Genomic DNA, 25578 nt, shown 5'->3' with positions numbered 1-25578 from the left:
TCGGCGCCCGGAAGGGGCTGGTTCCGGACCGGCCGCCTGACCGGCGCGTTCCGCGGTTACGCTGCGGACCATGACGAGCGCCGCCACTCCCGCGTACCGCAGGCTCAGTGTCGAGGAGCGGCGCGGGCAGCTCCTCGACGCCGCCCAGGAGCTCTTCGCCCACCGGACGCCCGAGGACGTCTCGCTCGACGACGTCGCCGAGGCGGCCGGCGTCTCGCGGCCCCTCGTCTACCGCTACTTCCCCGGCGGCAAGCAGCAGCTGTACGAGGCCGCCCTGCGCTCCTCCGCCGACGCGCTGAACCGCTGCTTCACCGAGCCGCCGGACGGTCCGCCGACGGAGCGGCTCGGCCGGGTGCTCGACCGGTATCTCGCCTTCGTCGACGAGCACGACGCGGGGTTCAGCGCCCTGCTGCGCGGCGGCAGCGTCGCCGAGACCTCCCGGACCACCGCGATCGTCGACGAGGTGCGTCGGGCCGCCGCCGAGCAGATCCTCGTCCACCTGGGGGTGGAACACCCGGGGCCACGGCTGGGCATGCTGGTCAGGACGTGGATCGCCGCCGTGGAGGCGGCTTCGCTCATCTGGCTCGACGAGGACGCGCGGTCCCCGGCCGGGGAGCTGCGGGACTGGCTCGTCGACCATCTCGTCGCCCTCCTCGCGGCGACGGCGGCGAGCGACGAGGAGACGGCACGGGTCGTCGGCCGGCTGCTCGCCCAGGAGACGCCGGAGGGACCGGTGGCGAGGCTGGCCCGGCGGGTGATTCCGGTGGTGGGCGAGGCGGCCCGCCTGCTGTGAGCCCCCGGGCCTGCCCTGGGCGGGAGAGACTGTCGGGGTGAGAAGCGAGAACACCCCCTTCCGCGGCGGCCCGCTCGACGGCCGGGTCCTGCCGATCCTGCTCGGCCCGACCGGCCACCCGCCGAAGTGGTACGAGGTCCCGGTCCCGGCACACGACGGTCGCCCGCCGGCCCTGTACACGTACCGGCGCGAGCCCTCGGGCTACACGAAGCGGCTCGGACTCCAGCGGGGCTGGGTCTACCAGTACGCGCCGGAGGGCCGCGAGCGGCGCGAGCTGAAGTGGCCGTGGTCCAAGCCGACGCCGAAGCCGACGCCGACGGATGCTGAGCCGAACGGGTGAGCACGCCGGGCGCGCCACCATTCGTACGGTAATCAGATGAAGTGAGACGTCATCATCCCCGTGGAGGTGGTGACGTGTCGCGGAGGCTGTTGCTGCGTACGGTCTGCACGGGGGCGCTCGCCGCGGCGACGGCGTTCACCGGGGTGACGGGTCCCACGGGCGCCGCCGGCGCGCCGGAGCCGCCGGGGGAACCTCCGGCGGAGGCCCCGATCGCCTGGGCCGACCCGGCGGCGGAGCCGGTGGAGCCCGTCGATCCGGAGGCCGGGCCGGTGGATCCCGCCGAAGGCGAGGCCGAGGCTGAGGGCGGGGGTGGGGGTGATGCCGAGGCCGAGGGCGAGGTCCAGCCCGCCGGACCCGACGCGCCCGACGACCCCGACGTCCCCGAGAGCCCCGCCGCACTCGACGACGGCGCCGCTCTCCCTCCCCCCGGTGGCGACTCCGTCACCGCCCTGCTGACGCGCATGCGGACGCTGTACCGGCAGGCCGAGGAGGCCACCGAGCGGTTCAACGCCGCCGAGGAGGCGCTGAAGCTCCAGACCGCCGACACCAAGAAGCTCACCGCCCGGCTCACCGCCGCCCGTACCGCCCTGGAGAAGGGGCGCGCCGCCGCCGGGCGGATCGCCCGGGACCAGTACCAGGGCAGGTCCGAACTCTCCTCCTACCTGCGGCTGCTCTTCGCGCCGAGCCCCCGGTCCGCCCTGGACCAGGGGCACCTGATGGCCCGGGCCGCACGCGACCGTGCCGCGGCCCTGCCACGGCTCGAAGGGGCCGAGCGGCAGGCGGCCGCCCTGGCGAGCGCATCCCGGAAGGCCCTGGACCGGCAGCAGACCCTCGCCGCCGCGCAGCGCACCCGCCGCGACGAGGTGCGGGCCCGTCTCGCGGAGGTCGAGAAGCTGCTCGCCGGGCTCTCGCCGGAGCAGCTGGCCAGACTCACCGAGCTTGAGCGGACCCAGACGGCGGGCGCGCAGCGCGAACTCCTCGGCTCCGGCGTCCTGGACGGCCGGCGGACCCCGTCCCGGGCGGGCGCGGAGGCGCTGCGGTTCGCGGTGGGCCAGATCGGCAAACCGTACGAGTGGGGGGCGGAGGGCCCGGAGACGTACGACTGCTCGGGCCTCACCCAGCGGGCGTGGGCGGCGGCGGGCCGGGAGGTGCCGCGCACCAGCCAGGAGCAGTGGGCGACCCTGCCCCGGGTGCCGCTGTCCGAGCTGCGCCCCGGGGACCTGGTGGTCTACTTCCCTGGCGCCACTCATGTGGCGGTCTACCTGGGCGAGGGCCTCGTGGTGCAGGCCCCGCGGCCCGGCGGGAAGGTGAAGGTCTCCCCCATCGCGGCGAACCCGCTGCTCGGTGCCGTGCGCCCCGACCCGGGCGGCGAGCCCCTGGCCGCGTACAGCCCGCCCGCGCTTCCGGCGGGGGCCAGGGACGGCGAGGACGAGGGGTACGACCACACCTGAGCCCTTGGCCTCAACTCTTTGAATTGGCATGCCTCTTACTCTTGCGTGTGAGGCCCACCACCGCCCCGCACCGACTCGTCCCGGGCGCGATGCTCGCCAACACCGTGCTCGTCGTCGCCCTCCAGGTGCGCGCGAGCCGCGGCATCGACATCCCGCGCGCGGGCGGGCGCGCGTACCGCCGGGCCGCAGCGGCCTTCCTCGTCTCCTGCGCGCTCGTCGCGCGCTCGGCGGGGATGCCGGGGGTGGTGGCGGTCGGGCTGCTGCTGACCGCTGTGGTGGTCCACACCGTCGGCGAACTGTGGCACTCGGCGGGCGGCTTCGAGGTGTCGTACGCACTCGCCCCGCCTCACGCCACCGGCCAGTACCTAAGCGCCTTCGGTCTCGGCGCCGGGCTGGCAGAGGCGGTGGGACCCGCCTGCTCATCGCGCTGTGCGTCGGCTGGGGCCGCCCCGGCCGGCTCGCCGTGGGCGCTCTCTTCGCGCTCACGGGCCTGCTGACTCCGCTCGCGGTCCGCCGGGCGGAGGCGGGCCGCGCCGGGGCCGCGAGCCGTGTCTCTCAGTCGAAGAGGGCGATGACGCCGATGATCCAGACCGCCACGAAGGCGCCGACCGCCACCAGGCAGCCGAGGCCCGCGAGTACGCCGCCGACCGTCCAGGGCTCGGAGGGCGCCTCGTACGCCTCGTCCTCGTCGTCCTCGTAGGAGGCGGGGTCGTCCCAGGCGACCGGGCGCCGGGTCTCCTCGTCGCGGGCCGTCCTCAGTGCCGCGAGCTGTCCCTCCGCGAACGCGGTGGCGGCGAGCGCCTCGGGACCGCGCCACGCGAGGGCCTTCATCCGCCGGCCCGTAGACCGGTAGCGCGCCTCGAAGGCGGCGGTCTCGTCCTCGCTCCGGTCCTCTTCGAGGTACATCCAGCGCCCCGCCTCCGCGGCGTCGCCGTAGAGGCGGTACACCTCGGCGAGACGGCGGCGGAGGGCCAGGTCGGACGGGAAGGACGAGACGAGCCCGCGCAGGCGCTGGCGCGCCATCGGCACACGGCCGGCGGCCAGGTCCGCGTCCACGCGGTCCAGGGTGTTCGAGAGGGACATGCGCACATCATCGAACACGGCGGCCGGATGGTTCGAACCCTTTGCGCGGGCTCCGCCGAGGCGGCCCGGAGGGTGAGTCGCGGCGGCCCGGAGGGTGAGTCGCGGCGGGCCGGAGGGGTGCCGGTGGTCGGATAGGACCACCAGCACCCTTCCGGACCCACTCCTGCGAGCGGTCAGTTTCCGGTGAGGGAGGCCAGGTACGCGTTCGTCTTCTCCGGGTCGAAGAAGAAGTTCTCGAAGTCCGACGGGTCGTTGAAGCCGTTCGCGAAGCGGTCGGCGACCGGCTGGAGCCGGCCGGCCGCGCCGAGCAGGTTGAGGACGTGCTCCGGCGGCGGGGCGAGCATCGCGTTCGTCCACTTGGTGACGTGCTGGGCCGTCTGCCAGTAGCGGTCGAAGGCGCCCTGCATCCACTCCTCGTCGAAGGGCTTCTCGCCGTGCTCGACGATGGCGGCGAGGTACGCGGCGGCGCACTTGGACGCCGAGTTGGAGCCCTGTCCGGTGATCGGGTCGTTGGCGACGACCACGTCGGCGACGCCCAGGACCAGTCCGCCGCCGGGGAGGCGGCCGATCGGGTTGCGGACGGTCGGCGCGTACCGGCCGGCGAGGGTGCCGCCGGCGTCGGTCAGTTCGACCTTGGTGGCCCGCGCGTACTCCCAGGGCGTGAACTGCTCCATCAGCTCCAGGGTCAGCGACAGGTGCTCCGCCGGGTCCTTCACGCCCTGGAACGCGTCGAGCGGGCCGCCCGGGACGCCCTCCCAGAAGAGGATGTCGGCACGGCCGCCGGTGGTCAGGGTCGGCATGACGAAGAGTTCGCCGACGCCCGGGACGATGTTGCAGCGGACCGCGTCGAAGTCCGGGTGCTCGGGACGCGGGCCGAGGCCGTGGACGTACGCGACGGCCAGCGCGCGCTGCGGCTCGCTGTACGGGGAGCGGGAGGCGTCCCGGCCGAACATCGACACCAGTTCGCCCTTGCCCGCCGCGACGAGCACCAGGTCGTAGCTGCGGGAGAAGTAGTCCAGGTCGCCGACGGCCGCGCCGTGTATCACCAGCTGGCCGCCGCGCTGGGCGAAGGTCTCCATCCAGCCGGCCATCTTGACCCGCTGGTCGACGGACTGGGCGTAGCCGTCGAGCTTCCCGACCCAGTCGATCACCCGGCCCGAGTCGGGGCCCGCGACGGAGACGCCGAGGCCCTCGATGCGCGGCGCCTGGGACTCCCAGAAGTCGAGGCCGAGGTCCCGCTCGTGCTGGAGCGCGGTGTCGAACATGCACTGGGTGGACATGACCCGGCCGGACCGGATCTCGTCCGCCGTCCGGTTCGACATGAGGGTGACCTCGTACCCCCGCGACTGGAGTCCGAGGGCGAGCTGCAGGCCGGACTGGCCCGCGCCGACTATGAGTATCTTCCGCATGGATGGTGCTCCTGGCGTGACGGTCGTGTCAGTCGTGACGGGGGAGGGCTATTCGGGGGTGGCTTCGAGCGCGTGCGCGACCATCGCGAGCAGGCTCTCGACGACGCTGTACCGCTTGCGCGCGTCCATGATCACCACGGGTACGTGCGGCGGCACGGTCAAAGCTTCCCTGACGTCCTCCGCCTCGAACACCTCGGTGCCCTCGAAGTGGTTGACGGCCACGATGTACGGAAGTCCACAGCTCTCGAAGTAGTCGAGGGCGGGGAAGCAGTCCGTGAGCCTGCGGGTGTCGGCGAGGACTATCGCGCCGATCGCCCCGCGCACCAGGTCGTCCCACATGAACCAGAAGCGCTGCTGTCCCGGCGTGCCGAAGACGTACAGCACCAGGTCGTTGTCGAGCGTGATCCGGCCGAAGTCCATCGCCACCGTGGTGGTGAGCTTGTCCGGGGTGGCGCTGAGGTCGTCGGTGTCCTCGCTCGCCCGCGTCATCAGCGCCTCGGTCTGGAGCGGGGTGATCTCCGAGACCGCGCGGACGAAGGTGGTCTTGCCCACGCCGAAGCCGCCCGCGACGACGATCTTCGTCGCGATCGGTGCGCGGGTGTGGTCGAGCTGCCAGTCCTGCGCCCCGTCGTCGGCGTCCGGGACGGGGGCCTGGGCGGGCGCCGGGGTGTGCGAGCCGGCGGTATCCCGTCCGAACGGATCGGCCTCGGGCTGCGCGGGGATGCCGGCGACCGACGGTGAATCGGAGACGGCGGAGGCGTCAGAGACGACGGAGTCCACTCAGCACCCTTTCGAGGAGCGCGCGGTCGGGCTGGCCGGTGCCGTGACCGGTCCCGTACACACGGATCTTTCCCTGGTCGGCCAGGTCGCTGAGGAGCACCCGGACGACCCCCAACGGCATCTTCAACAGCGCCGAGATCTCCGCGACCGTCCGCATCCGGCGGCAGATCTCGACGATCGCCCGCATCTCCGGCATCAGACCGCGGGCGCCGGGCCCGCCGTCCGTCAGGACCTTGCGGGCGGCGGGCGCTTCGAGCGCCGCCACGAAGGTCTCGACGAGCAGGACGTGGCCGAAGCGGGTACGCCCGCCGGTCAGCGAGTACGGGCGTACGCGCGCGGGGCGCCGGCCGTCTCCGCGTACCGGCAGCCGGTGGGCGTAAGGCCCCGGGTAGGCCGAAGAAGCTGAGGTCACTGGGGGCTCTCCATCGATTTGCGCAGCTCGCTGCGGACTTCGGGGGTGAGTACGTGACCGGCGCGGCCCACGAAGAGCGCCATGTGGTACGCCACGACGCTCATGTCGCAGTCGGGCGTGGCGTGTACGCCGAGCAGCGAACCGTCGCTGATCGACATCACGAAGACGCTGCCCTCCTCCATCGCCACCATGGTCTGCTTGACCCCGCCGCCGTCCATCAGGCGCGCGGCGCCGATGGTCAGGCTGCCGATGCCGGAGACGATGGTGGCCAGGTCGGCGCTGGAGCCGCGCGGCCCGTCAGGACGGCCGGCTTCGGCGGCGGCCGTCGTGCTCTGCTGGGCGGCCGGGTCGGACGAGAGCAGCAGGAGGCCGTCGGAGGAGACGACGGCGACCGAGCGGACGCCGGGTACCTCCTCCACCAGATTCCCCAGCAGCCATTGCAGGTTGCGGGCTTCCGTGCTCAGTCCGAACGTTCCCGTCGCAGTCAACTGCGTGCCTCCTCGACTGTGTCCCCCGTCAACTCCTCTTTACGTGCGGTCCTCGCGGCATCTATCCGCGCCGTGTCGATCTCCGCCTCCACGTCGCGGCGCCCGGCCTTGGCTCCCTGGTGGAAGCCGCCGAGGCGGCGGCGCAGGGCCTCCGCGTCCACGCCGCCCTGCCGGGGCGTGGTGGCGCCGCCGGCCGGGCGGACCACCTGCGGGGTGCGCTTGGGCAGGCCCTTGTCGGTGATCCGCTCCCACTGGGCGGGGCGCGGGCCGGGAACCTGCTCGTCGGTGGCGTGCTCGTCGGTGGCCTGTTCGCCGGTGGCCTGTTCGCCGGTGACCGGCTGGTCGGTGACGGGCTGGTCGGTGACGGGGGTGGCCGCGACCGGCTGGGCCGTGAGCGGCTCGTCGGCGGCGCGTCCGTGGGCGTCCGGCTCCGGCGGCGGGGCGGGCAGCCGGACCTGGAGCGTGGTCTCGGAGACCGACGCGCCCGGGGCGGTCGGCTCGGGCTCCTCGTAGGCCGGCTCCACGTCCTGGTGAGGGGCCGGCTCCGGGGTCGGCCCGGGAGCCGGCTCCGGGGGCGTCTCCGCGCCCCTCGCCGCGTTCACCTCCGCCTCCAGGAACGCGCGCTCCGCCGCCTCCACGAGCGGGTCGCGGTTCCGGGACGGCAGCGTGTTGGAGTTGGCCTCCGCGGCCGAGCCGGGCAGCTGGATCACGGGCGCCGCGCCCGCCACCCGTACCGGCTCCGTCACGGTGGCCGGCGGAGCGGTGGGAAGCAGGGCCTGCGGCAGGACCACGACGGCCGCCGTGCCGCCCGGCTTCTGCTCGCGCAGCTCGACGCGGACGCCGTGGCGGGCGGCGAGCATGGCGATGACGCGCATGCCGAGGCCCTCGCCGTCGAAGGCGGCCGGATCGGCCTCGGCCAGGCGCTCGTTGAGCTCGGCGAGGCGGGACGGGGTCACGCCGATGCCCGCGTCCTGCACGGAGAGCATCACCTCGCCGGACTCCAGGAGCCAGCCGGAGAGCTGGACCTCCGCGTCGGGCGGCGAGAACGACGTGGCGTTCTCCAGGAGTTCCGCGATCAGGTGGCTCAGGTCGTCCGCGGCGAACCCGGCGATCTGGGCGTGCGGCGGCAGCGACTGGATCGTGACCCGCTCGTACCGCTCGATCTCGCTGACGGCGGCGCGCAGCACGTCGACGAGCGGGACGGGCCCGGCGTGGCCGTGGACGTGCTCGTGCCCGGCGAGGACGAGCAGGTTCTCGCTGTGGCGGCGCATCACGGTCGCCATGTGGTCGAGCTTGAAGAGGGTCGCGAGGCGGTCCGGGTCCTGCTCGCGCTCCTCCAGCTTCTCGATGACGCCGAGCTGCCGCTCGACGAGCCCGAGGCTGCGCAGCGAGAGGTTGACGAAGGTGTGGTGGACGGTGCTCCTGAGCCGTTCGAGGTCGGCGGTGAGGAGGGCGACCCGGCCCTGGAGTTCGGCGCGCTGGGTGGCCAGCTCGGCGCCGAGGGCGTCCTTGGCCGAGGCGAGGTCGGCCTGCCCCGCGGTGAGTCGCTCGGTGTGCGCGGCGAGGCCGTGGAGCTTGCCGTGCAGGGTGTTGAGGGAGCGGACGACCTGGGCGAACTCGTCGTTGCGGCCGGTGAAGCGGACCGGCTCCTCCGTCTGCGGCGCGGGGGCGGCGGCGAGCCTGGCGGCGCCGATACGGAGGACCGCGAGCGGCCGGGTGAGGGTGCGGGCGACGTAGGTGGAGATGCCGATCGCGACGAGCAGGCAGCCGCCGAGGAAGGCGATGCGCAGTTCGAGGGCGGTGACGTCGTCGTTGCGGAGCGCGCCGAGGTGCTCGACCCGGTCGGCGGCGAGACGGGACTCGAGGCCGCGCATCTGCTCGATGCGGGCGGAGAGGGCGGACTCCAGGCCGGCCCGGTCGGTCTCGCGCTCGGTCTCCGTGAGGCGGGGCTGGTCGGTGAGGGAGGCGAGGGAGCGTTCGGCGCTCTTGACGTCCGGTCCGGCGACGGTCGCGGCCATGGCGTCCCGGGCCGCGGAGCCGGCGGCCTGGTCGAAGTCGCCCAGGGCGGCGAGTTCGCGGACCCTGGCCTGCTGGGCGGCGGCCGTGAGGGCGTCGCGGGCCCGCTCCGCCTCCGCGGTGCCTTCGGGGACGTCGGGGACGTAGGTGCCGGTCTCGGGGTCGTAGTGGACGTCCCCGGTGGGCTCGGGCTGTGCCACGGAGAGCGCGGCGAGGAGCAGGCCGCGGGTGGCCGAGGCCTGTTCGACGGCGCGGCCGAGGGCGGCGGGGGCGCGGGTGGTCTCGGTGAGCGCGGTGTCGGAGGCGCGGGGCGGCGTCTCGTCGGCCAGTTCGTCGGCGAGGGCCTGGAGCTTGGCGATGACCTCGGAGTACGCCCGGTGGGCCTCAAGGGCCGTGCCCTTGCCGGTGAGGGCGGCGCGGCGGACGGAGGGGACTCCGGCGAGGTCGCGGCGGAGTTCGGCGGAGGCCGCGGGCCGGATCTCGTCGATCTGCCGGTCGACCCGCGTCGACCGGACGCTGGTGACCTGGCGCTTGTCCTTGGCGTCGCCGCTCTGGGCGTCCCGGCCCGCGGCGATGTACGCGACGACCTCGTCGCGCTCGTCGGCGAGGGAGTGGGCCAGGGTGACGGCCTGCCGGTCGAGTTCGGCGAGGGTGACCAGGCGCTGGGAGTCGGTGAGCTGGGTGGAGGCGGCGAGGACCGCGGGGGCTCCGGCGGCGAGGACGGTGACGCCGACGAGGGCGACGCCGGCGACCAGCCGGTTGCGGACGCGCTTGGAACGGCCGGCGGGGGCCTGCCCGGCGGGCGCGCTGCCCGGGGTGGTGGCGCTGCCGGAAACGGAGTCCCCGGAGACGGGGTTGCCGGAGACGACGTTTCCGGAGCCGGGGTTGCCGTGGGGCGCCGTGGCGGCGCCCGCGTCCGGGGTCGGGATCACACCGGGGGTCTGGCTCCGCGCGCCGTTCTTGCTCCGAGGCCGCTTCATCTGCACCGGTGCTCGCATTCTTGACTCGTCCAGCCACAAAGCAGAGGTGACGGCCGGTCACATGGAGCGCCCCCACCCCTGGTACGGCTTCCGACCATTCCAGCGCTTCTGGGAAGGGGGCGTGCATCGGCCGCTCCGCCACCCGAACGAGTGAACAACACTCATGAGTTGGCGAACAACTTCTCCGGGCGGGCCCCGAGGGCCCCGCGGGGCCCCCGGTTGGATCTTCCGCGCGGGCTTTGGCAAGATGCCCGCCCGCAGCTCCACGGAAGTGCCCGTTCCGCCTCTCGAACCGCCCCCGCCGGGTTGGTACAGGCCATTTACGGTCATTTGCAGGTCTCGTGAAGGAGCGCACCTGGCCGGGCACACTGGACGCCATGCGCAGTGAAGCCGCCTCCCTCCCCGGCAGCCCCGAACGCCCCAACGAGGACTGGGTGGCCACCGCGCTGCCCGCCTCGGGCAGCGGCGGGGTCGTCGTCCTACTCGACGGCGTCACACCGCCCGTGGGTGATGACGGTTGTGTGCACACCGTGCCGTGGTTCACCGCACGACTGGGCGGGGCTTTGACCGAACTGTCCGCTTCCCGGCCGGACATGACCCTGCCGGAGATCCTCTCCGTCGCAATCCGGCGCACCGCGGACGCCCACCGGAACACCTGTGACCTTTCTCACGTACGTACGCCCCAGGCGACCGTGGTGCTCGCCCGCTGGGACGGGACCCGGGTCGAGCACCTCGTCCTCTCGGACTCCGTCCTCCTCCTGGAGTCCCCGGACGGGTCGGTGCGGGCCGTGCTCGACGACCGCCTCGACCGGGTGCCGGTGGAGGTCCTGCGCTCCCTGGCGGCGACGGACCGGCTGCGGAACCGGGAGGGCGGCTTCTTCACCGCGGCGGCCGATCCGGCGGTCGCGGGGCGGGCGGTGACGGGGACGACCCCGCGCGCGGAGGTACGGTCCCTGGCCGCGCTCACGGACGGGGCGAGCCGCTGGGTGGACCTGTTCCGCGAGGGCGACTGGACGGACTGCCACCGCGTCCTGCGCAAGGAGGGGCCGCTCGGCCTGCTCCACCGGGTGCGGGCCCTGGAGGCGGCGGACGGGGAGGCGGGCGGGGTGCGCCGCTGGAAGCGGCACGACGACGCCACGGCCGCCTACGTGGAACTGCCCGCCCCCTGAGGGGTCACCCCTCGAAGCGGACGTTGAAGTGGTTCAGCAGCCGGGCGAGTTCGGCGACCTCGGCGCGGTCCCAGTCGGTGAGCTTGCGGACGTACCGCTCGCGCCGGGCGTCTCGTACGCGCCGGAACCGCTGCCGGCCCTCCTCGGTGAGCCGGACCAGCGAGGCGCGCCCGTCGGCGGGGTCGGGGTCGCGGGCGACGAGCCCGAGGTCCTCGAGGGCACGGAGCTGGCGGCTCATGGTGGCCTTGCCGACCCCGAAGTACCCGGCGAGTTCGGTGGCCCGCTGGGGGCCGGCGTCGTCGAGGCGCACGAAGAGGCCGTAGGCGGCGGGCTCCAGCTCCGGGTGGACCTCCCTGGCCATCTCGCCGGACTGGGCGCGGGCCCGCCGCAGGAAGACCGCCAGCTCGCGTTCGAGCGCGAGGAACTCCCGGTCGACGGCGCCGGCGGGCGGGGTGCCGGGCTCGGCGGGCACTGCGGACGGGGTGCCCGGCTCGACCGCCGGCTCGACCGCCGGCTCGACCGCTCCCGCGGGCGGCTCTCCCGGGCGCACGCCGGCGGGCGGTGCGACCCGGTCTTCGCTTCCCGTACCGCTTCCGTGCACGTCAGCACCTCCCACGCGTTCTCCGGTGACTCCCGGCGGCTTTCCGGCCGCTGAAAGTTTCTGCCGGCCGAGGCCATCGCCGCAGCTCCTCCAGTATTTCGCAGGAGTAGACCAACGGCGGTATCCGGTCCCCCTTCCGCCGCCCGGGTCTACGTGCGTAGCGTCATCCCCGGCCTCGTCGATGACATGTCCACACCAGAGGCTCTCGACCTCGCTCCCCCACCGATCCTTTCGGAGGCACGGAATGCGTGTGCACAGATCCGGAACGACCCTCGCCGGTGCCGCCCTCGCGGCCCTGGCCCTCCTTCTCCCCCTCGCCGGACCCGCCGGCGCCGCCCAGGACCCGGGCGTCCGCCAGGTGCCCGAGCGGGGGTCCGCCAGCATGGGCATGGGCGTCCTCGAACACGACGGGCGCGACGGCGCGCCTGGCGGCATCTCGATCCAGGCCGTCCAGACGGAAGGCGTGGACGTCTCCAGCCACCAGGGCAACGTCGCCTGGTCCACACTGTGGAACAGCGGCGTCAAGTGGGCCTACGTCAAGGCGACGGAGGGCACCTACTACAAGAACACCTACTTCGCGCAGCAGTACAACGGCTCGTACAACGTCGGCATGATCCGCGGCTCGTACCACTTCGCGACCCCGGACACGACGACCGGCGCCGCCCAGGCCGACTACTTCGTGAACAACGGCGGCGGCTGGTCGAAGGACGGCAGGACGCTGCCGGGCGTGCTCGACATCGAATGGAACCCGTACGGGGCGACCTGTTACGGCAAGACCCAGGCCGGGATGGTGGCCTGGATCCGCGACTTCGTGAACCGCTACAAGTACCGGACCGGCCGGGACGCGGTGATCTACACGGCGACGAGCTGGTGGACCCAGTGCACCGGCAACTACTCCGGCTTCGGCTCGACCAACCCGCTGTGGGTCGCGCGGTACGCCTCCACGGTGGGCGAACTCCCGGCCGGCTGGCTGTACTACACGATGTGGCAGTACACCTCCTCCGGCCCGACGGTCGGCGACCACAACCACTTCAACGGCGACCTCTCGCGCGTGCAGGCGCTCGCGAACGGCTGACGCCCCCGCTGCTCCGAAGCGGTCCCCGGGTGGGCGGCACCCCGGGGGCCGCTTCGGCTTTCCCGGTCCACCCCCTTGCCTATTGGTATGGACCAATGCGAGGCTCTTCGACGATCGCACGGAGTTCAACTTCCCTGCGGTCAGCGCGCGTTGCTCGTCCCGTCCTCCCCCACGCACGAGAGAGAGCCCCCGCATGCCGTCCTCCCGCCGTACCGCCACCGGCGTCGCCGCCCTGTCCGCCGCGGCCGCACTCGTCAGCCTCACCCCCACCACCGCGAGCGCCCACGGGGCCGTCTTCAACCCCGTCAGCCGGGTGGCCGCCTGCTACGCGGAGGGGCCCGAGACGCCCAGGTCGCAGGTCTGCAAGGACCTCGTCGCCGACTCCGGCACCCAGCCGCTCTACGACTGGAACGAGGTCAACATCGCGAACGCCGCAGGACAGCACCAGGCCGTCATCCCGGACGGCAAGCTCTGCTCGGCCAACCGCGAGAAGTACCGCGCCCTGGACTGGGCGCGCACCGACTGGCCCGCGACGGCGGTCACCGCGGGCTCCTTCGACTTCAAGGTCCGGGTGACGGCCGCCCACTCCGGCACCATGACCGTCTACCTCACCAAGCCCGGCTTCGACCCCACGCAGCCGCTGAAGTGGTCGGACCTGGACGCGACCCCCGTCGCCGTGTACGCCACGCCCCGTACCGCCACCGACGGCTACTACGCCTTCACGGGCAACCTGCCCGCCCGTACGGGACGGCACATCGTCTACAAGGTGTGGCAGCGCAACGACAGCCCCGAGGCCTTCTACAGCTGCTCGGACGTCACCTTCGGGAGCGGGACGGCGGCGCAGGCCCCGGCCCAGCCCTCGTCACAGGCCCAGGCCCCGACCGAGGCGAAGATCGCGGCCGGCGCGGAGCTGTCCACCGTGAGCCACGCGGGCCACGGCGGCGACGAGCAGGCACCGGCCCTCTCCGCCGGGACGGCCGAGGCCCCCTCCTCGCCGCTCCCCCTGGCCCTCGCGGGCGCGGGCGCCCTCACCGCCTTCGCGGCGGGGAGCCTGCTGATCGGCCGCCGCCGGAACCCGTCCGCCTCCTGAGCCCTCCGGGCGATCAGGGGCCGGACGTCCCGAGCGGGAAGAGGGCGGTGAGCCGGGGGATCGCCACCCCCTCCTGACGAGCCCCCCGGAGCTCGTCGTCCTCTTCCCACTCCCCCGCGGCCTCGGCCGCCGCCTCGGCCTCCTCCACCGCGTCGAGGAACTCCTCGCCGTCGTCGTCCTCCTGGCCGGTCAGCTCGTCGTACGCGTCCTGGGCGACGTAGTCGAGCTCCTCCCACTCCGGCCACTCGTCGTCGTGCCACTCGTCACGGGGCCGCCCCACCAGGAGGCGGATCCCCGGCACGTCGGCCAGCGCGTCGGGGTCGGCGAGGACCGACTCGTACACCTTGCGGCCCTGCCCCACCAGCCAGAGCGTGAAGTAGTGGAAGCCGTCGTCGGTGCAGGAGCCGCTCTCGACGCGGTTCGCCGCGGTCCACACCCCCTTGGTGTCGGCGGCCTCGCACGCCCGCTCCAGCCGTACCTGGAACTCCGCGCTCTCGGTGGCCGGCCGCAGCAGCAGCTGCCCACCCAGCCACTCCAGCCGCTCGTCCCGGTCACCGGGACGGCGGCTCAACTCGTCGATGAGAGCCCAGAAGGCGTCGTCGTTCATGCGTACGAGCATGACACTTCGCACCGACAACCCGGTACGGCGGAGCGGGGTGCCCACCGGGGACACCCCGCTCCGCCGTACCAAGCCCTTCGAGAAGCCGCGTGCCGATGCGTACGGGGTTACGCCGCCACGCCCACCGGCACCGCCGCCGGCGCCAGCGCGATCTCCAGTACCTGCCGGACGTCCGTCACCGGGTGGACCTCCAGCTTCTCCAGGATCTCGGCCGGGACGTCGTCCAGGTCGGCCTCGTTCCGCTTGGGGATCACGACCGTCGTGATGCCCGCCCGGTGCGCGGCGAGCAGCTTCTGCTTCACGCCGCCGATCGGCAGGACCCGGCCGGTGAGGGAGACCTCGCCGGTCATGGCCACGTCCGTGCGGACCTGTCGGCCGCTCAGGAGCGAGGCGAGTGCGGTCGTCATGGTGACGCCCGCGCTCGGCCCGTCCTTGGGGACCGCGCCCGCCGGGAAGTGGATGTGCACGCCCCGGTCCTTCAGGCCGGTGACGGGCAGCTCCAGTTCGGCGCCGTGCGAGCGGAGGAAGGAGAGCGCGATCTGCGCCGACTCCTTCATCACGTCGCCCAGCTGGCCGGTGAGGGTGAGGCCGGCGGCGCCGGTCTCCGGGTCGGCGAGGGACGCCTCGACGAAGAGGACGTCCCCGCCCGCCCCCGTCACGGCGAGCCCGGTGGCGACACCCGGCACGGCGGTGCGGCGCTCCGCCGGGTCCTGCGCGGACTCCGGCACGTGGTGCGGCCGCCCGATGAGTTCCCGCAGGTTGTCCGGTGCGACCGTGAAGGGCAGTTCGCGGTCGCCCAGTTCGTGCTGGGCCGCGACCTTGCGGAGCAGCCGGGAGATGGACCGCTCCAGGGTGCGGACGCCCGCCTCGCGGGTGTACTCGCCGGCCAGCTTGCGCAGGCTCGCGTCCGTCAGGACGACCTCGCCGGGCTCCAGGCCGGCCCGCTCCAGCTGCCGGGGCAGCAGGTGGTCGCGGGCGATGACGACCTTCTCGTCCTCGGTGTAGCCGTCGAGCCTGACCAGTTCCATGCGGTCGAGGAGGGCCTCGGGGATGGCTTCGAGGACGTTGGCGGTGGCGAGGAAGACGACGTCGGAGAGGTCGAGTTCGACTTCCAGGTAGTGGTCGCGGAAGGTGTGGTTCTGCGCCGGGTCGAGGACTTCGAGGAGGGCCGCCGCGGGGTCGCCGCGGAAGTCGGAGCCGACCTTGTCGATCTCGTCGAGGAGGACGACCGGGTTCATGGAGCCGGCCTCCTTGATGGCCCGTACGATCCGGCCGGGCAGCGCGCCGACGTACGTGCGCCGGTGGCCTCGGATCTCCGCCTCGTCCCGTACGCCGCCGAGGGCGACCCGGACGAACTCGCGTCCCATCGCGTGCGCGACGGACTCGCCGAGGGAGGTCTTGCCGACGCCGGGCGGGCCGACGAGGGCGAGTACGGCTCCGCCGCGACGGCCGCCGACGACGCCGAGGCCCCGCTCGGAGCGGCGCTTGCGCACGGCCAGGTACTCGGTGATCCGTTCCTTCACGTCGTCCAGGCCCGCGTGCTCGGCGTCGAGGACGGCGCGGGCGCCGCGGATGTCGTACCGGTCCTCCGTGCGCTCGTTCCAGGGCAGTTCGAGGACGGTGTCGAGCCAGGTGCGGATCCAGGAGCCCTCGGGGGACTGGTCGCTGGACCGCTCCAGCTTCTCGACCTCCTTGAGGGCGGCCTCCCTGACCTTCTCGGGCAGGTCGGCGGCCTCCACGCGGGCGCGGTAGTCGTCGGACTCGTCCCCCTCCGCCTCGCCGTTGAGGTCGCGGAGTTCCTTGCGGACGGCTTCGAGCTGTCGGCGCAGCAGGAACTCGCGCTGCTGCTTGTCGACGCCCTCCTGGACGTCCTTGGCGATGGTCTCGGCGACGTCCTGCTCGGCGAGGTGCTCGCGGAGCTGGGCCGTGGCGAGCTTGAGGCGGGCGACCGGGTCGGCGGTCTCCAGGAGCGCGACCTTCTGCTCGACGGTGAGGAAGGGCGAGTAGCCGGCGTTGTCGGCGAGGGCGCCGACGCCGTCGATCTGCTGGACGCGGTCGACGACCTGCCAGGCGCCGCGCTTCTTGAGCCAGCTGGTGGCGAGTGCCTTGTACTCCTTGACCAGGTCGGTGACCTGGCCGGGCAGCGGGTCGGGCAGGGTCTCCTCGACGGTGCCGCCCTCGACCCACAGGGCCGCGCCGGGCCCGGTCGTGCCGGCGCCGATGCGCACCCGGCCGAGGGCACGGATGAGCGCGCCGGGGTCGCCGTCGGAGAGGCGGCCGACCTGCTCGACGGTGCCGAGGGCGCCGGTGGCGGCGTAGGTCCCGTCGACGCGGGGCACGAGCAGCACCCTGGGCTTGCCGGTGCCGGAGCGGGCGGCGGCCTGGGCGGCTTCGACGGCGGCGCGTACGTCGTTGTCGGAGAGGTCCAGGGGCACCACCATTCCGGGCAGCACGACCTCGTCGTCGAGCGGCAGTACGGGCAGTGTGAGCAGCACGGACGGCTTGGACTCAGAAGCCATGATCTCCCCTTCGGCAGTCAAGTTGAGCTATGTGGACTCAATGCACCTGAGCCGATGAATGTTCCCGGACGCGCGTTCGCTCTGAGCGATCACTCTCCCACCAGGAGCATTCAGGACCTGTAATACCTCTATGGATATCGCATCTATTACATCGGCGTGGGTGGCGGGCTGGACGGTGTCCCGGGGCACCCCGGCCGCCGTCCCCGAGCCCTGGGGCTACCGGATCGACGTGGGCCTCACCCGGCACGTCGTGCGGCACGTCCTGCCCGCCCCCGACGCGGCCTCCGTCGGCGCGCTCTGCACCCGGCTCACCGCCCCGTACAGCTGGCTCAAGATCATGGCGGGCCCCGAGGAGGCGGCCTCGTGGATCACCGAGGGATGGACGGTCCCCGACGACCCGGGCTTCATGATGGTCAAGCCGCTCGACCCCGGCGCCCGGCCCGCGCCGCCGGAGGGGTACGCACGGACCACCGAGGTCAGGGACGGCGTCATACGGGTCCGCGTCCTCGCCCCCGACGGCACCCTCGCCGCGCGCGGCCAGATCGCCCCGACGGGCTCCACCGCCGTCGCCGACCAGATCGAGACCGACCCCGCGCACCGGCGGCGCGGCCTCGGCGCCAACGTCATGCGCACCCTGGAGGCCGCCGCCGCCCAGGCGGGCGCCGAGACCGGGGTGCTCTCCGCGACCACGGACGGCCTCGCGCTCTACGACTCGCTGGACTGGCGCTACCGGGGGCCGCTCACGGGCATCGTCCGGGCGGAGGAGATCTGACCGCCCGGACGCGGACTCCTCCCTTCCGGCTGCGGGGGCGCGGCCGCCCGTGCATGCTCGGTCCATGACACGAGCCGGACGAGCCGTACGAGCCCTTCCCGCTGTACGGGCGAGGCGGCGCGGCGCCCTGCTCCTCGCGGCGGCCCTGACCCTCGGCGGCGCTCTCGGCGCGAGCGGCTGCGGTGCCGGGACCCCGCCCGCACCAGGCGGACCCGCGTCGAGCGCCGCCACGCCGCCCGCGCCGACCACCGCGGCCGGGACGGTGGCGCCTCCCGAAGGGACGGAGGAGCCGCAGGGGCAGGAGGTCCTCGTCGAGGTGGTCGTCAACGGCGGCCTCGCCGGGGTCCGCAACCAGCTGGTCGTCCACTACGACGGCACCTGGACGAGCCGCTCCGGCACGAAGCCGCCCCGCACCGGCCGCATGACCCCCGCCGAGGCCGCGGAACTGCGGGCCGCGCTCGAAGACCCCGCCTACGCGCGCGTGCCGGACCGGCCGACCGGCGGCCCGATCCCGGACGGCTTCCAGTACTTCGTCACCTACCGCCACCGCCTCGTCGTCGCGGACGACGGCGAACGCCCGCCGGCCCTCCGCCGCGTCTTCGACGCGCTCCCCGGGGGCGGGCCGCCCACCGGCCCGTGAACCGTTCGGGGCCCGCCCTGCGATAGAGAGGGCGTGAGACTGTCGCGCCCCACAGGGGGAGGCCCCTCGGGGGGCGAGGAAGACGATGCCGGCGCCGCCGACGACGCGGCGCTGCTGCGCGCGGTCGCGCGGGGGGACACCGAGGCACTCGCCGTCCTCTACGACCGGCACGCCGGCTGGCTGCACGCGCGCCTGGCCCGCCGCTGCCCCGACGAGGAGACCGTGAGGGAGGTCCTCCAGGACACCTTCGTCACCGTCTGGCGCTCGGCCGGCGGCCACCGCGGCCGGGGCGAGGCCGGCGGCTGGCTGTGGGTGATCGCCGCCCGGCGCCTGGTGGACGCCCAGCGGGCCCGCGCCCGCGCCGAACGGGCCGCCGCGCACGCCGCCGCACACGTCACCGCGCAGGCCGGTGCACACGCCTCCGCGCACCCCGCCCACCCCGCGCCGCCGGCCGTCGCGCCCTCCGCGGAGGACCGGGTCCTCGCGGGCCTGGAGTACGCGGAGGTCGGCGCCGCCCTCGACCGGATCTCGCCCGAACTCGCCGAGGTCCTCCGGGCCACCGTCGTCGACGGCCTGACGACGCGTGAGACGGCCCGGCTCCTCGGCATACCCGAGGGCACCGTCAAGACCCGCGCCCTGCGCGCCCGCCGCGAGCTGCGCGCCGCCCTCGCCGCCGGGCACCCCGGGGGCCCGCACGCCCTGGGAGGCACCGCATGACGACACCGCGCCCCGAAGCCCACCCGTCGCCCGCACCCGCACCCGCACCCGCACCCGGACGCGACCCCGAATCCGCACCCCGACCCGGCTCCGGCCCCGCACCCCGACCCGGACGCGGCCCCGTACCCCGTCCCGGCCCCGGCTCCCCCCGACCGCCCTGGCACGTCACCGACGCCATGGCGCTGCGGTACGCGGAGGGCAGCGCCCCCGAGACGGACGCCTGGTCCCTGGAGAAGCACGTCGAGTCCTGTACGGCCTGCGCGGCCCGTGTGTCGGCCGCCGTCCGCGCGAGCGCCGCCGGTCCCGTACTCGCGGCCGTCCGCGCCGAGCTCCTGACCTCGCTGGGCCACCGGCCCGCCCCCGCGCCCGCCCCTGTGCCTGTCTCGCCCGTCTCCGCGCCCGCCCCTGTGCCTGTCTCGCCCGTCTCCGTGCCCGCGTCCGTGCCCGTCTCCGCCGGAAGCCCCCTCGGAAGGTGGGCACGGCTCTGGTGGGCCGTCGGGCCCGCCCTCCGGGGGTCCTGGGCGGTGGCCGTGGTCCTCGTCGTCGGCGGTGCCTTCGGTCTCGCCCACGGCGCCGGGTTCCAGGGCGCGGGCAGCCTGCTCCTCGCGATCTCCCCGATCCTTCCGCTCGCCGGTGTCGCCGTCTCGTACGGACGGCACGCCGACCCCCTGTACGAGATCACCGCCGCCACGCCCTCGGGCGGACTGCGGCTGCTGCTCACCCGTACCGCCGCCGTGCTCGCCGGCTGCGTACCGCTGCTGACGGCGGGCGCCGCCCTGCTGCCGCGGGTGGCCGGGTTCCCGGGGGCCGCCGCGTGGCTGCTTCCGGGTCTGGCGCTGACCCTGGCCGCCCTCGCGCTGGGCTCGTTCGTCGGCTGCCGGGCGGCGGCCGCGACGCTCGGCGGCGGATGGCTGCTCGCCGTGACGGGCCCGCTCCTCGCGGGACCCGAGGCGGGCGCGGGGGCGGGGGCGCTCGCCCCGTACTTCTCCGGCTCCGCCGCGCAAGGGGGCTGGGCCGCCGCCGCGCTGGCCTGTGCGGCGCTCCTCGTCCTGCGGCGCCGTTCCTTCGACCACCTGGAGCCCCGATGAACCCCTCGCCCGCCGTCGCGGTGACCGGACTGACCGTCCGCCACCGCCGTACCGTCGCCCTCGACGGGCTCGACCTGACCCTGGGGCCCGGCGTGCACGGGCTGCTCGGCCCGAACGGAGCCGGGAAGACCTCCCTCATCCGGGTCCTCGCGACCGTCGCCGCGCCCTCCTCCGGCCGGGTGGAGCTGCTCGGCGAGGATGTCGCGAGCCATCGCGACCGCACCGGCGTGCGGCGCAGGCTCGGCTATCTGCCCCAGGAGTTCGGCTACTACCCGTCCTTCACGGTGCGCGAGTTCGTCGCGTACGTGGCCTGGCTCAAGGAGCTGCCCGCCGACCGGGCCCCGGCGGCGGTGGAGCGCGCGGTGCGGCGGGTCGGGCTGGGCGACCGGATCGACGCGAGGATGAAGACGCTGTCCGGCGGCATGGTCCGGCGTGCCGGGATCGCCCAGGCCATCGTGAACGAGCCCGACCTCCTGCTGCTCGACGAGCCGACCGCCGGCCTCGACCCGGAACAGCGGGTCGACTTCCGTGAGCTGCTGCGCGAGTTGGGCGGGGAGACGACGGTGGTGGTCTCCACGCACCTGGTGGAGGACGTGGCCGCCGCCTGCACCGATGTCGCCCTCATCGAGGCGGGGCGGCTCGCCTTCCAGGGCACCACGGTCGAGCTGACCGCGCTCGGAGGGGAGTCCGGCGCGCCGGACGACTCCGCGAGCCAAGCCGTCGAACGCGGCTACACGGCGGCCCTGCACGCCCACCGGGCGTCCGGCGTCCACCGGGCGTCCGGCACCCACCCGAAGGAGGCGCTCCGGTGACCACCACCCTCGTCCCCCCGCCCCGTACCGACGGAGCCACGCCCGCACGGGCCCCCTCCCCGCTCCGCACCGAGCTGCGGCGCGGCCTCGGCCCCTGGACCGGGGCCGCCGTCGCCGTCACCGTCCTCGTCACGATGTACGGCAAGGCTCCCGACTGGCAGGGCCGCTGGGCCGACGCCACGAACATGCTGCACGTCGTCGCCGGGCTGCTCGCCGGGCCGCTCGCGCTCGCGGCGGGCGGCTGGCAGGGCGGCCGGGACCGGCGGCGCGGGACGACGGACCTCTGGGAGTCCGTGCCCCGCTCCCCCTTGCGGCGCCTGTTCGTCGCCGTCGCGCCGTCCGCGCTCTGGCCGGCCGCCGGGCTGCTCCTCGCCGACGCCGTCTGTCTCCTCGTGACCTGGCCGTACGTCTCCGCGGGCCGCCCCTACCTGGAACTCGTCGCCGCCGACGCGGTCGCCGTCGCCGCCCTCGGGGCGCTCGGCCATGTCGTCGGGCGGGTCGTGCGCTGGCGGCTGACCGCCCCGCTCGTGGGGATCGTCGGGGTACGTCGGCCTGGCCTTGAGCGCCTACCAGGAGGGCCCGGTGCGCTGGCTCGGTCCGGCCGGCGAGCACCAGTTCTTCTGGGACCGGCCGGTGTGGTGGTTCGGTCCCGTGTCGATGGTATGGACGGCGGGGATCGCGCTCGCCGTGCTCCTCGCGTACGGGCTGCGCGGGAACCGGCTGCTCCCGCTCGCCCTCGTGCCGCCGGCCGTGGCCGTCGCCGCGGCGGGCCTGATCCTGCGGCTGCCGGGGGACGAGGGGCCGTGGCGCCATGACCCCGCCCTGGCCCGGTGGGTGTGCGACGACGGCGCCCCGCAGGTGTGTCTGACGGCCGTGGACGAGAGCCTGCTGCCGGACGTGTCGGCGGCCCTCGCCCCGCTGAACGCCCGCCTCAAGGGGCTGCCCGGCGCCCCGGTGCGCTGGGTGGGCGGCCCGGGCGGTCCCGCCCGCCCCGGTGACGTCGCCCTTCCCGACACCGAGGGGGAGGCGGTGCGCGGCCGGCTCGTGCGCGCCGATCTGTATCTGAACTCGGCCGTGAACTGGCTGTTTTCGGACACCTGCCAACCCGGCGACGGCACCGGCCCGAACGCCGAGCGGGCGAGCGTCATCCACCTCGCCGTCAGCGAGTGGCTGGCGCCCACCCCCGACGGCTACGGCCCCGATCCCACCGCCGCCCGGCCGTACATCGACCGGCTCACCGCCAAGTCCCCCGCCGAGCAGCGCGATTACCTCGCCCGCTATCTGGCCGCGGACAGCTGCGACCCTGACGAGGTGCCGGTCCCGTGAGGCTCTATCTGCGCTCCCGCGCGCTGTCCGGCACGCTCGCCGCCCTCGCCGGCGCGGCCGCGGCCGCCTTCTCGGCGGCCTGGTGGCTGGTCTCCCTGCCCGGCTTCGACCACACGGCCCGCCTCCCGGTCGTCGTCTTCGGCCCGCTGTTCGCCGCGGCGGCGGTCGGGGCGAGCCTGCACGCCCCGAGCGACGAGCTGGACCGTACGGCGGTCCGCGCGTGGTGGCCCCGTCGGCTCGCCCATGTCCTCGCCGCGACCGGGCTCGCCGTCGCCCTGCTCGCCCTCGCTCTGCCGGGGCACGCGGAGGCGTACGGGGCGCCCGCCGCCGTACGGAACACGCTCGGGCTCGTGGGGCTGACGGCGGGCGCCGCCGCCGTCGTCGGTGCCCGGCTGAGCTGGCTCCCGCCGGTCTTCCTCGTCGGCGTGGTCTACCTCGCGGCCCCCTCGGAGCCGGGCGGTGCGGCGCAGTGGTGGGCGTGGGTGATGCAGCCGGGCCCGCAGGGCGGCGCGTGGACGGTGGCGGTTGCCGTCTTCGTGGCGGGTACGTGTGCGTACGGGTGGCGGGGCGCCCGGTACATGACCGGGGAATCCTGAGGATATCCAGGATTCGTGACCCCGTGGCTTCGTAACGTGTCGGTGGACGACCACGACATGACGAGAAACGGACGGAGTGACGAACGATGTCGGAAACCGTGACCCTCGACCGCCGGGAAGGGCCGTACGGAGAAGTGGTGCTGCGCCGCCGCGACGAGCACTACGAGATCATCGCCAACGGCACCTTCCTGATGGACACCTCCGACGGGCGCTCCGAGCGGCTGCTGATCGACGCGGCCCTGGCCGCCCTGCCCGAGCAGTCGCGGGCCGGCGCCTCAGTCCTGGTCGGCGGCCTGGGGGTGGGCTTCTCGCTCGCGCATGCCGCCGCCGAGCCCCGCTGGGGGCGGATCGCCGTCGCCGAGCGTGAGGAGGCGATCATCGACTGGCACCGGCAGGGGCCGCTCGCCGCGATCTCCGGGAGGGCGCTCGGCGATCCGAGGACGGTGATCCTGCACACGGACCTCGTGGAGTACCTCCGTACCTCGTCGGACACCTACGACGCCCTCTGTCTGGACATCGACAACGGCCCGGACTGGACGGTCACCGACGACAACGAATCCCTGTACTCCACCGAGGGGTTGGCCACCTGCGCGGCCCGCCTGAACCCGGGCGGAGTGCTCGCCGTGTGGTCCGCCCAGCCGTCCGGCGATTTCGAAGAGTCGTTGCGGAATGCCGGATTCAACGGGGTACGGACGGAAGAGATCCCCGTTGCCCGGGGCGTCCCCGACGTGGTGCACCTCGCCGTCCGTCCCGGATAGCCGCAGGACAGCTCCTGGATAGCCGGGACGCCGCCGGTACCTCTAGGCTGCTGAGCCGACATCGGCGACGCGAGGCGGGGCAATGGAGCAGACACACACCACTCACCACGGTGCGGCGGCCACTCCGGGGGCTCAGCGACGTGTCCTGGTGGTCGAGGACGACGCGACGATCGTGGAGGCGATCTCGGCGCGGCTGCGCGCCGAGGGCTTCCTCGTGCAGACCGCGACCGACGGCCCGGCCGCCGTGGACGCGGCCGAGGCCTGGCAGCCGGACCTGATGGTCCTGGACGTGATGCTGCCCGGCTTCGACGGCCTGGAGGTGTGCCGCCGGGTCCAGGCCCAGCGCCCCGTCCCGGTCCTCATGCTGACCGCCCGCGACGACGAGACCGACATGCTGGTCGGCCTCGGCGTCGGGGCGGACGACTACATGACCAAGCCGTTCTCGATGCGCGAGCTGGCCGCCCGGGTGCACGTCCTGCTGCGCCGGGTGGAACGGGCCGCGCTCGCGGCGGTCACCCCGCGCAGCGGCATCCTGCGGCTCGGCGAGCTGGAGATCGACCACGCGCAGCGCCGGGTCCGGGTGCGTTCCGAGGACGTGCACCTGACGCCGACCGAGTTCGACCTGCTCGTCTGCCTGGCGAGCACGCCCCGGGCGGTGCTCTCCCGCGAGCAGCTCCTCGCCGAGGTGTGGGACTGGGCGGACGCCTCGGGCACCAGGACCGTGGACAGCCACATCAAGGCGCTGCGCCGGAAGATCGGGGCCGAGCGGATCCGTACGGTCCACGGTGTCGGTTACGCCCTGGAGACCCCGGCGCTGTGAGCCGGCGGGGGCCCAGGGGGCCGCGGGGGCGGCAGGGACCGCGAGGAGCGGGCAGCGGGGCCGCCCCCGGGCCGCGCCGGATCGTGATCTCGATCAAGACCAAGCTCGGCGCGCTGGTCGTCGGGGCGGTCCTGCTGACCTCGTGCCTGGCCCTGGTGGCGATCCGGACGTCGACGGAGTTCCGGTACATCACGATCTTCGCGATGATCGCGACCCTGCTGATCACCCAGTTCGTGGCCCAGTCCCTGACGGCTCCCCTCGACGAGATGACGACGGTGGCCGGGACGATCTCGCGCGGCGACTTCAGCCGCCGGGTGCGGGGCGCGGACCGGCGGGACGAGCTGGGCGACCTGGCCTCGACGATCAACCGGATGGCGGACGACCTGGAGGCCGTCGACCGGCACCGCAAGGAGCTGGTCGCGAACGTGTCGCACGAGCTGCGCACACCGATCGCCGCGCTCAGGGCCGTACTGGAGAACGTCGTGGACGGGGTGTCCGAGGCGGATCCGGAGACCATGCGGTCGGCGCTCAAACAGACCGAACGCCTTGGCCGGCTGGTGGAGACACTGCTCGACCTGTCACGTCTCGACAACGGTGTCGTCGCGCTGAGGGCGAGCCGTTTCGAGGTGTGGCCGTATCTGTCGGGGGTGCTGCGGGAGGCGAACCTGGCCGCGTCGCAGCGCGGCCTCTCGTCCACCTCCGGGCTGCACAACCGTACGGACGTGCATCTTCACCTGGACGTGTCGCCGCCCGAGCTGGTCGCGGTCGCGGACGCGGAGCGGCTGCACCAGGTGATGGCGAACCTGATCGACAACGCGGTGAAGCACTCGCCGCCGCACGGCCGGGTCACGGTCAGGGCGCGGCGCGGCCCGTATCCGGACTCGCTGGAGCTGGAGGTCGAGGACGAGGGTCCCGGCATCCCGGAGTCGGAGCGGCACAAGGTCTTCGAGCGCTTCAACCGGGGCACGGCGCCGCTGCGGCAGGGGCCGGGCAGCGACGGCGGCACGGGGCTCGGGCTCGCGATCGCCCGCTGGGCGGTGGATCTGCACGGCGGCGGGATCGGTGTGGCCGAATCCTCACGTGGGTGCCGCATCAGGGTCACCCTTCCGGGCAGTCTTCCTCCGAGAGATTGACGTAGGGTTCGAACCGGAAGAGCGCGTTCTGCGTGTACGTGAGCAGGACCTGCGTGCACGTGAGCGGGACGCGATCAGGGGTGCGGCCGAA

The 25578-nt window shown here is 74.1% G+C and carries 27 protein-coding genes; 18 read left to right on the top strand and 9 right to left on the bottom strand.

Features of this window, described 5'->3' with window-relative positions; translation table 11 throughout:
• Nucleotides 1-70: 70 nt before the first annotated feature.
• The 4 genes from ACIA8N_RS08575 (at nt 71) to ACIA8N_RS08560 (ending at nt 3081) form a co-directional block, all read left to right on the top strand.
• Nucleotides 71-793 (top strand): TetR/AcrR family transcriptional regulator, encoded by a 723-nt coding sequence (locus tag ACIA8N_RS08575; RefSeq protein ID WP_365782106.1) that lies wholly within the window; start codon nt 71-73, stop codon nt 791-793.
• Nucleotides 794-830: 37 nt separating this feature from the next.
• A complete protein-coding gene (locus ACIA8N_RS08570; RefSeq protein WP_365782108.1) occupies nt 831-1133 on the top strand; it encodes a hypothetical protein in 303 nt (100 codons plus the stop codon).
• A gap of 74 nt (nt 1134-1207) precedes the next feature.
• The gene (locus ACIA8N_RS08565) at nt 1208-2584 is read left to right on the top strand and encodes an NlpC/P60 family protein (RefSeq protein WP_365782110.1); all 1377 of its coding nucleotides are present in this window, start codon (nt 1208-1210) and stop codon (nt 2582-2584) included.
• 47 nt (nt 2585-2631) lie between these two features.
• Nucleotides 2632-3081, top strand: coding sequence for a hypothetical protein (locus tag ACIA8N_RS08560; protein ID WP_365782112.1), 450 nt, complete (start codon nt 2632-2634; stop codon nt 3079-3081).
• Between the two features lie 58 nt (nt 3082-3139).
• On the opposite strand, the gene ACIA8N_RS08555 is transcribed toward ACIA8N_RS08560, so the two are convergent.
• The 6 genes from ACIA8N_RS08555 to ACIA8N_RS08530 all read right to left on the bottom strand — a co-directional run bounded on the left by ACIA8N_RS08555 (nt 3140) and on the right by ACIA8N_RS08530 (nt 9770).
• Nucleotides 3140-3667, bottom strand: coding sequence for a DUF6584 family protein (locus ACIA8N_RS08555; protein ID WP_365782114.1), 528 nt, complete (start codon nt 3665-3667; stop codon nt 3140-3142).
• A 173-nt stretch (nt 3668-3840) separates the two neighbouring features.
• On the bottom strand, nt 3841-5076 hold the full coding sequence (locus tag ACIA8N_RS08550; protein ID WP_365782116.1) for a styrene monooxygenase/indole monooxygenase family protein: 1236 nt from the start codon (nt 5074-5076) through the stop codon (nt 3841-3843).
• Nucleotides 5077-5124: 48 nt separating this feature from the next.
• The gene (locus tag ACIA8N_RS08545; protein WP_365782118.1) at nt 5125-5856 is read right to left on the bottom strand and encodes an ATP/GTP-binding protein; all 732 of its coding nucleotides are present in this window, start codon (nt 5854-5856) and stop codon (nt 5125-5127) included.
• Complete coding sequence (locus ACIA8N_RS08540; RefSeq protein ID WP_365782120.1) at nt 5837-6268, bottom strand: DUF742 domain-containing protein; 432 nt, start codon at nt 6266-6268, stop codon at nt 5837-5839. The genes ACIA8N_RS08545 and ACIA8N_RS08540 overlap by 20 nt, the downstream gene beginning before the upstream one ends.
• Nucleotides 6265-6756 (bottom strand): roadblock/LC7 domain-containing protein, encoded by a 492-nt coding sequence (locus tag ACIA8N_RS08535; RefSeq protein WP_078946129.1) that lies wholly within the window; start codon nt 6754-6756, stop codon nt 6265-6267. The genes ACIA8N_RS08540 and ACIA8N_RS08535 overlap by 4 nt, the downstream gene beginning before the upstream one ends.
• Nucleotides 6753-9770, bottom strand: a complete 3018-nt coding sequence (locus ACIA8N_RS08530) for a nitrate- and nitrite sensing domain-containing protein (protein ID WP_365782123.1) — start codon at nt 9768-9770, stop codon at nt 6753-6755. Before ACIA8N_RS08530 ends, ACIA8N_RS08535 begins: the two co-directional genes overlap by 4 nt.
• A gap of 359 nt (nt 9771-10129) precedes the next feature.
• On the opposite strand from ACIA8N_RS08530, the gene ACIA8N_RS08525 reads away from it, so the two are divergent.
• The gene (locus ACIA8N_RS08525; RefSeq protein ID WP_365782125.1) at nt 10130-10921 is read left to right on the top strand and encodes a hypothetical protein; all 792 of its coding nucleotides are present in this window, start codon (nt 10130-10132) and stop codon (nt 10919-10921) included.
• Nucleotides 10922-10925: 4 nt separating this feature from the next.
• Here ACIA8N_RS08525 and ACIA8N_RS08520 read toward each other — a convergent pair whose 3' ends face one another.
• Nucleotides 10926-11393 (bottom strand): MarR family transcriptional regulator, encoded by a 468-nt coding sequence (locus ACIA8N_RS08520; RefSeq protein WP_365782237.1) that lies wholly within the window; start codon nt 11391-11393, stop codon nt 10926-10928.
• Nucleotides 11394-11766: 373 nt separating this feature from the next.
• Here ACIA8N_RS08520 and ACIA8N_RS08515 point away from each other — a divergent pair, with 373 nt between their 5' ends.
• Nucleotides 11767-12597, top strand: coding sequence for a lysozyme (locus tag ACIA8N_RS08515; protein WP_365782127.1), 831 nt, complete (start codon nt 11767-11769; stop codon nt 12595-12597).
• Nucleotides 12598-12790: 193 nt separating this feature from the next.
• Nucleotides 12791-13687 (top strand): lytic polysaccharide monooxygenase, encoded by an 897-nt coding sequence (locus ACIA8N_RS08510; protein ID WP_365782129.1) that lies wholly within the window; start codon nt 12791-12793, stop codon nt 13685-13687.
• A 13-nt stretch (nt 13688-13700) separates the two neighbouring features.
• Here the strand turns inward: ACIA8N_RS08510 and ACIA8N_RS08505 are convergent, their stop codons facing one another.
• Both ACIA8N_RS08505 and lon read right to left on the bottom strand, forming a co-directional pair.
• Complete coding sequence (locus tag ACIA8N_RS08505) at nt 13701-14294, bottom strand: DUF4240 domain-containing protein (protein WP_365782132.1); 594 nt, start codon at nt 14292-14294, stop codon at nt 13701-13703.
• A gap of 119 nt (nt 14295-14413) precedes the next feature.
• Nucleotides 14414-16825 carry an endopeptidase La gene (lon, locus tag ACIA8N_RS08500; protein ID WP_365782135.1) on the bottom strand — a complete coding sequence of 804 codons (2412 nt, stop codon included), beginning with the start codon at nt 16823-16825 and terminating at the stop codon, nt 14414-14416.
• Nucleotides 16826-16955: 130 nt separating this feature from the next.
• Here lon and ACIA8N_RS08495 point away from each other — a divergent pair, with 130 nt between their 5' ends.
• The 11 genes from ACIA8N_RS08495 (at nt 16956) to ACIA8N_RS08445 (ending at nt 25487) form a co-directional block, all read left to right on the top strand.
• Entirely contained in the window at nt 16956-17597 is a 642-nt protein-coding gene (locus tag ACIA8N_RS08495) for a GNAT family N-acetyltransferase (RefSeq protein ID WP_365782137.1), read from the top strand.
• Nucleotides 17598-17661: 64 nt separating this feature from the next.
• Nucleotides 17662-18237 (top strand): hypothetical protein, encoded by a 576-nt coding sequence (locus tag ACIA8N_RS08490; RefSeq protein ID WP_365782139.1) that lies wholly within the window; start codon nt 17662-17664, stop codon nt 18235-18237.
• A 33-nt stretch (nt 18238-18270) separates the two neighbouring features.
• Nucleotides 18271-18954 carry an RNA polymerase sigma factor gene (locus tag ACIA8N_RS08485; RefSeq protein ID WP_399415955.1) on the top strand — a complete coding sequence of 228 codons (684 nt, stop codon included), beginning with the start codon at nt 18271-18273 and terminating at the stop codon, nt 18952-18954.
• Nucleotides 18955-19130: 176 nt separating this feature from the next.
• A complete protein-coding gene (locus ACIA8N_RS08480; RefSeq protein ID WP_365782241.1) occupies nt 19131-20042 on the top strand; it encodes a zf-HC2 domain-containing protein in 912 nt (303 codons plus the stop codon).
• Nucleotides 20039-20854, top strand: a complete 816-nt coding sequence (locus tag ACIA8N_RS08475; RefSeq protein WP_365782141.1) for an ABC transporter ATP-binding protein — start codon at nt 20039-20041, stop codon at nt 20852-20854. The genes ACIA8N_RS08480 and ACIA8N_RS08475 overlap by 4 nt, the downstream gene beginning before the upstream one ends.
• A complete protein-coding gene (locus ACIA8N_RS08470; protein WP_365782143.1) occupies nt 20851-21669 on the top strand; it encodes a hypothetical protein in 819 nt (272 codons plus the stop codon). The genes ACIA8N_RS08475 and ACIA8N_RS08470 overlap by 4 nt, the downstream gene beginning before the upstream one ends.
• A complete protein-coding gene (locus tag ACIA8N_RS08465) occupies nt 21593-22180 on the top strand; it encodes a hypothetical protein (protein ID WP_365782145.1) in 588 nt (195 codons plus the stop codon). The genes ACIA8N_RS08470 and ACIA8N_RS08465 overlap by 77 nt, the downstream gene beginning before the upstream one ends.
• The gene (locus tag ACIA8N_RS08460; protein ID WP_365782147.1) at nt 22177-22776 is read left to right on the top strand and encodes a hypothetical protein; all 600 of its coding nucleotides are present in this window, start codon (nt 22177-22179) and stop codon (nt 22774-22776) included. Before ACIA8N_RS08465 ends, ACIA8N_RS08460 begins: the two co-directional genes overlap by 4 nt.
• 86 nt (nt 22777-22862) lie before the next feature.
• Nucleotides 22863-23534 (top strand): spermidine synthase, encoded by a 672-nt coding sequence (locus tag ACIA8N_RS08455; RefSeq protein WP_365782149.1) that lies wholly within the window; start codon nt 22863-22865, stop codon nt 23532-23534.
• An 82-nt stretch (nt 23535-23616) separates the two neighbouring features.
• Nucleotides 23617-24354, top strand: a complete 738-nt coding sequence (locus ACIA8N_RS08450) for a response regulator transcription factor (RefSeq protein WP_030207163.1) — start codon at nt 23617-23619, stop codon at nt 24352-24354.
• A gap of 80 nt (nt 24355-24434) precedes the next feature.
• Nucleotides 24435-25487: a HAMP domain-containing sensor histidine kinase gene (locus ACIA8N_RS08445; RefSeq protein WP_030207165.1), complete on the top strand. Its 1053-nt coding sequence runs from the start codon at nt 24435-24437 to the stop codon at nt 25485-25487.
• Nucleotides 25488-25578 lie beyond the last annotated feature (91 nt).

The organism is Streptomyces sp. NPDC051822 (assembly GCF_044452745.1).
GTDB lineage: Bacteria > Actinomycetota > Actinomycetes > Streptomycetales > Streptomycetaceae > Streptomyces.
The sequence above is the reverse complement of the archived record's forward strand: the minus strand, read 5'-3'. Positions and strand labels throughout refer to the sequence as shown.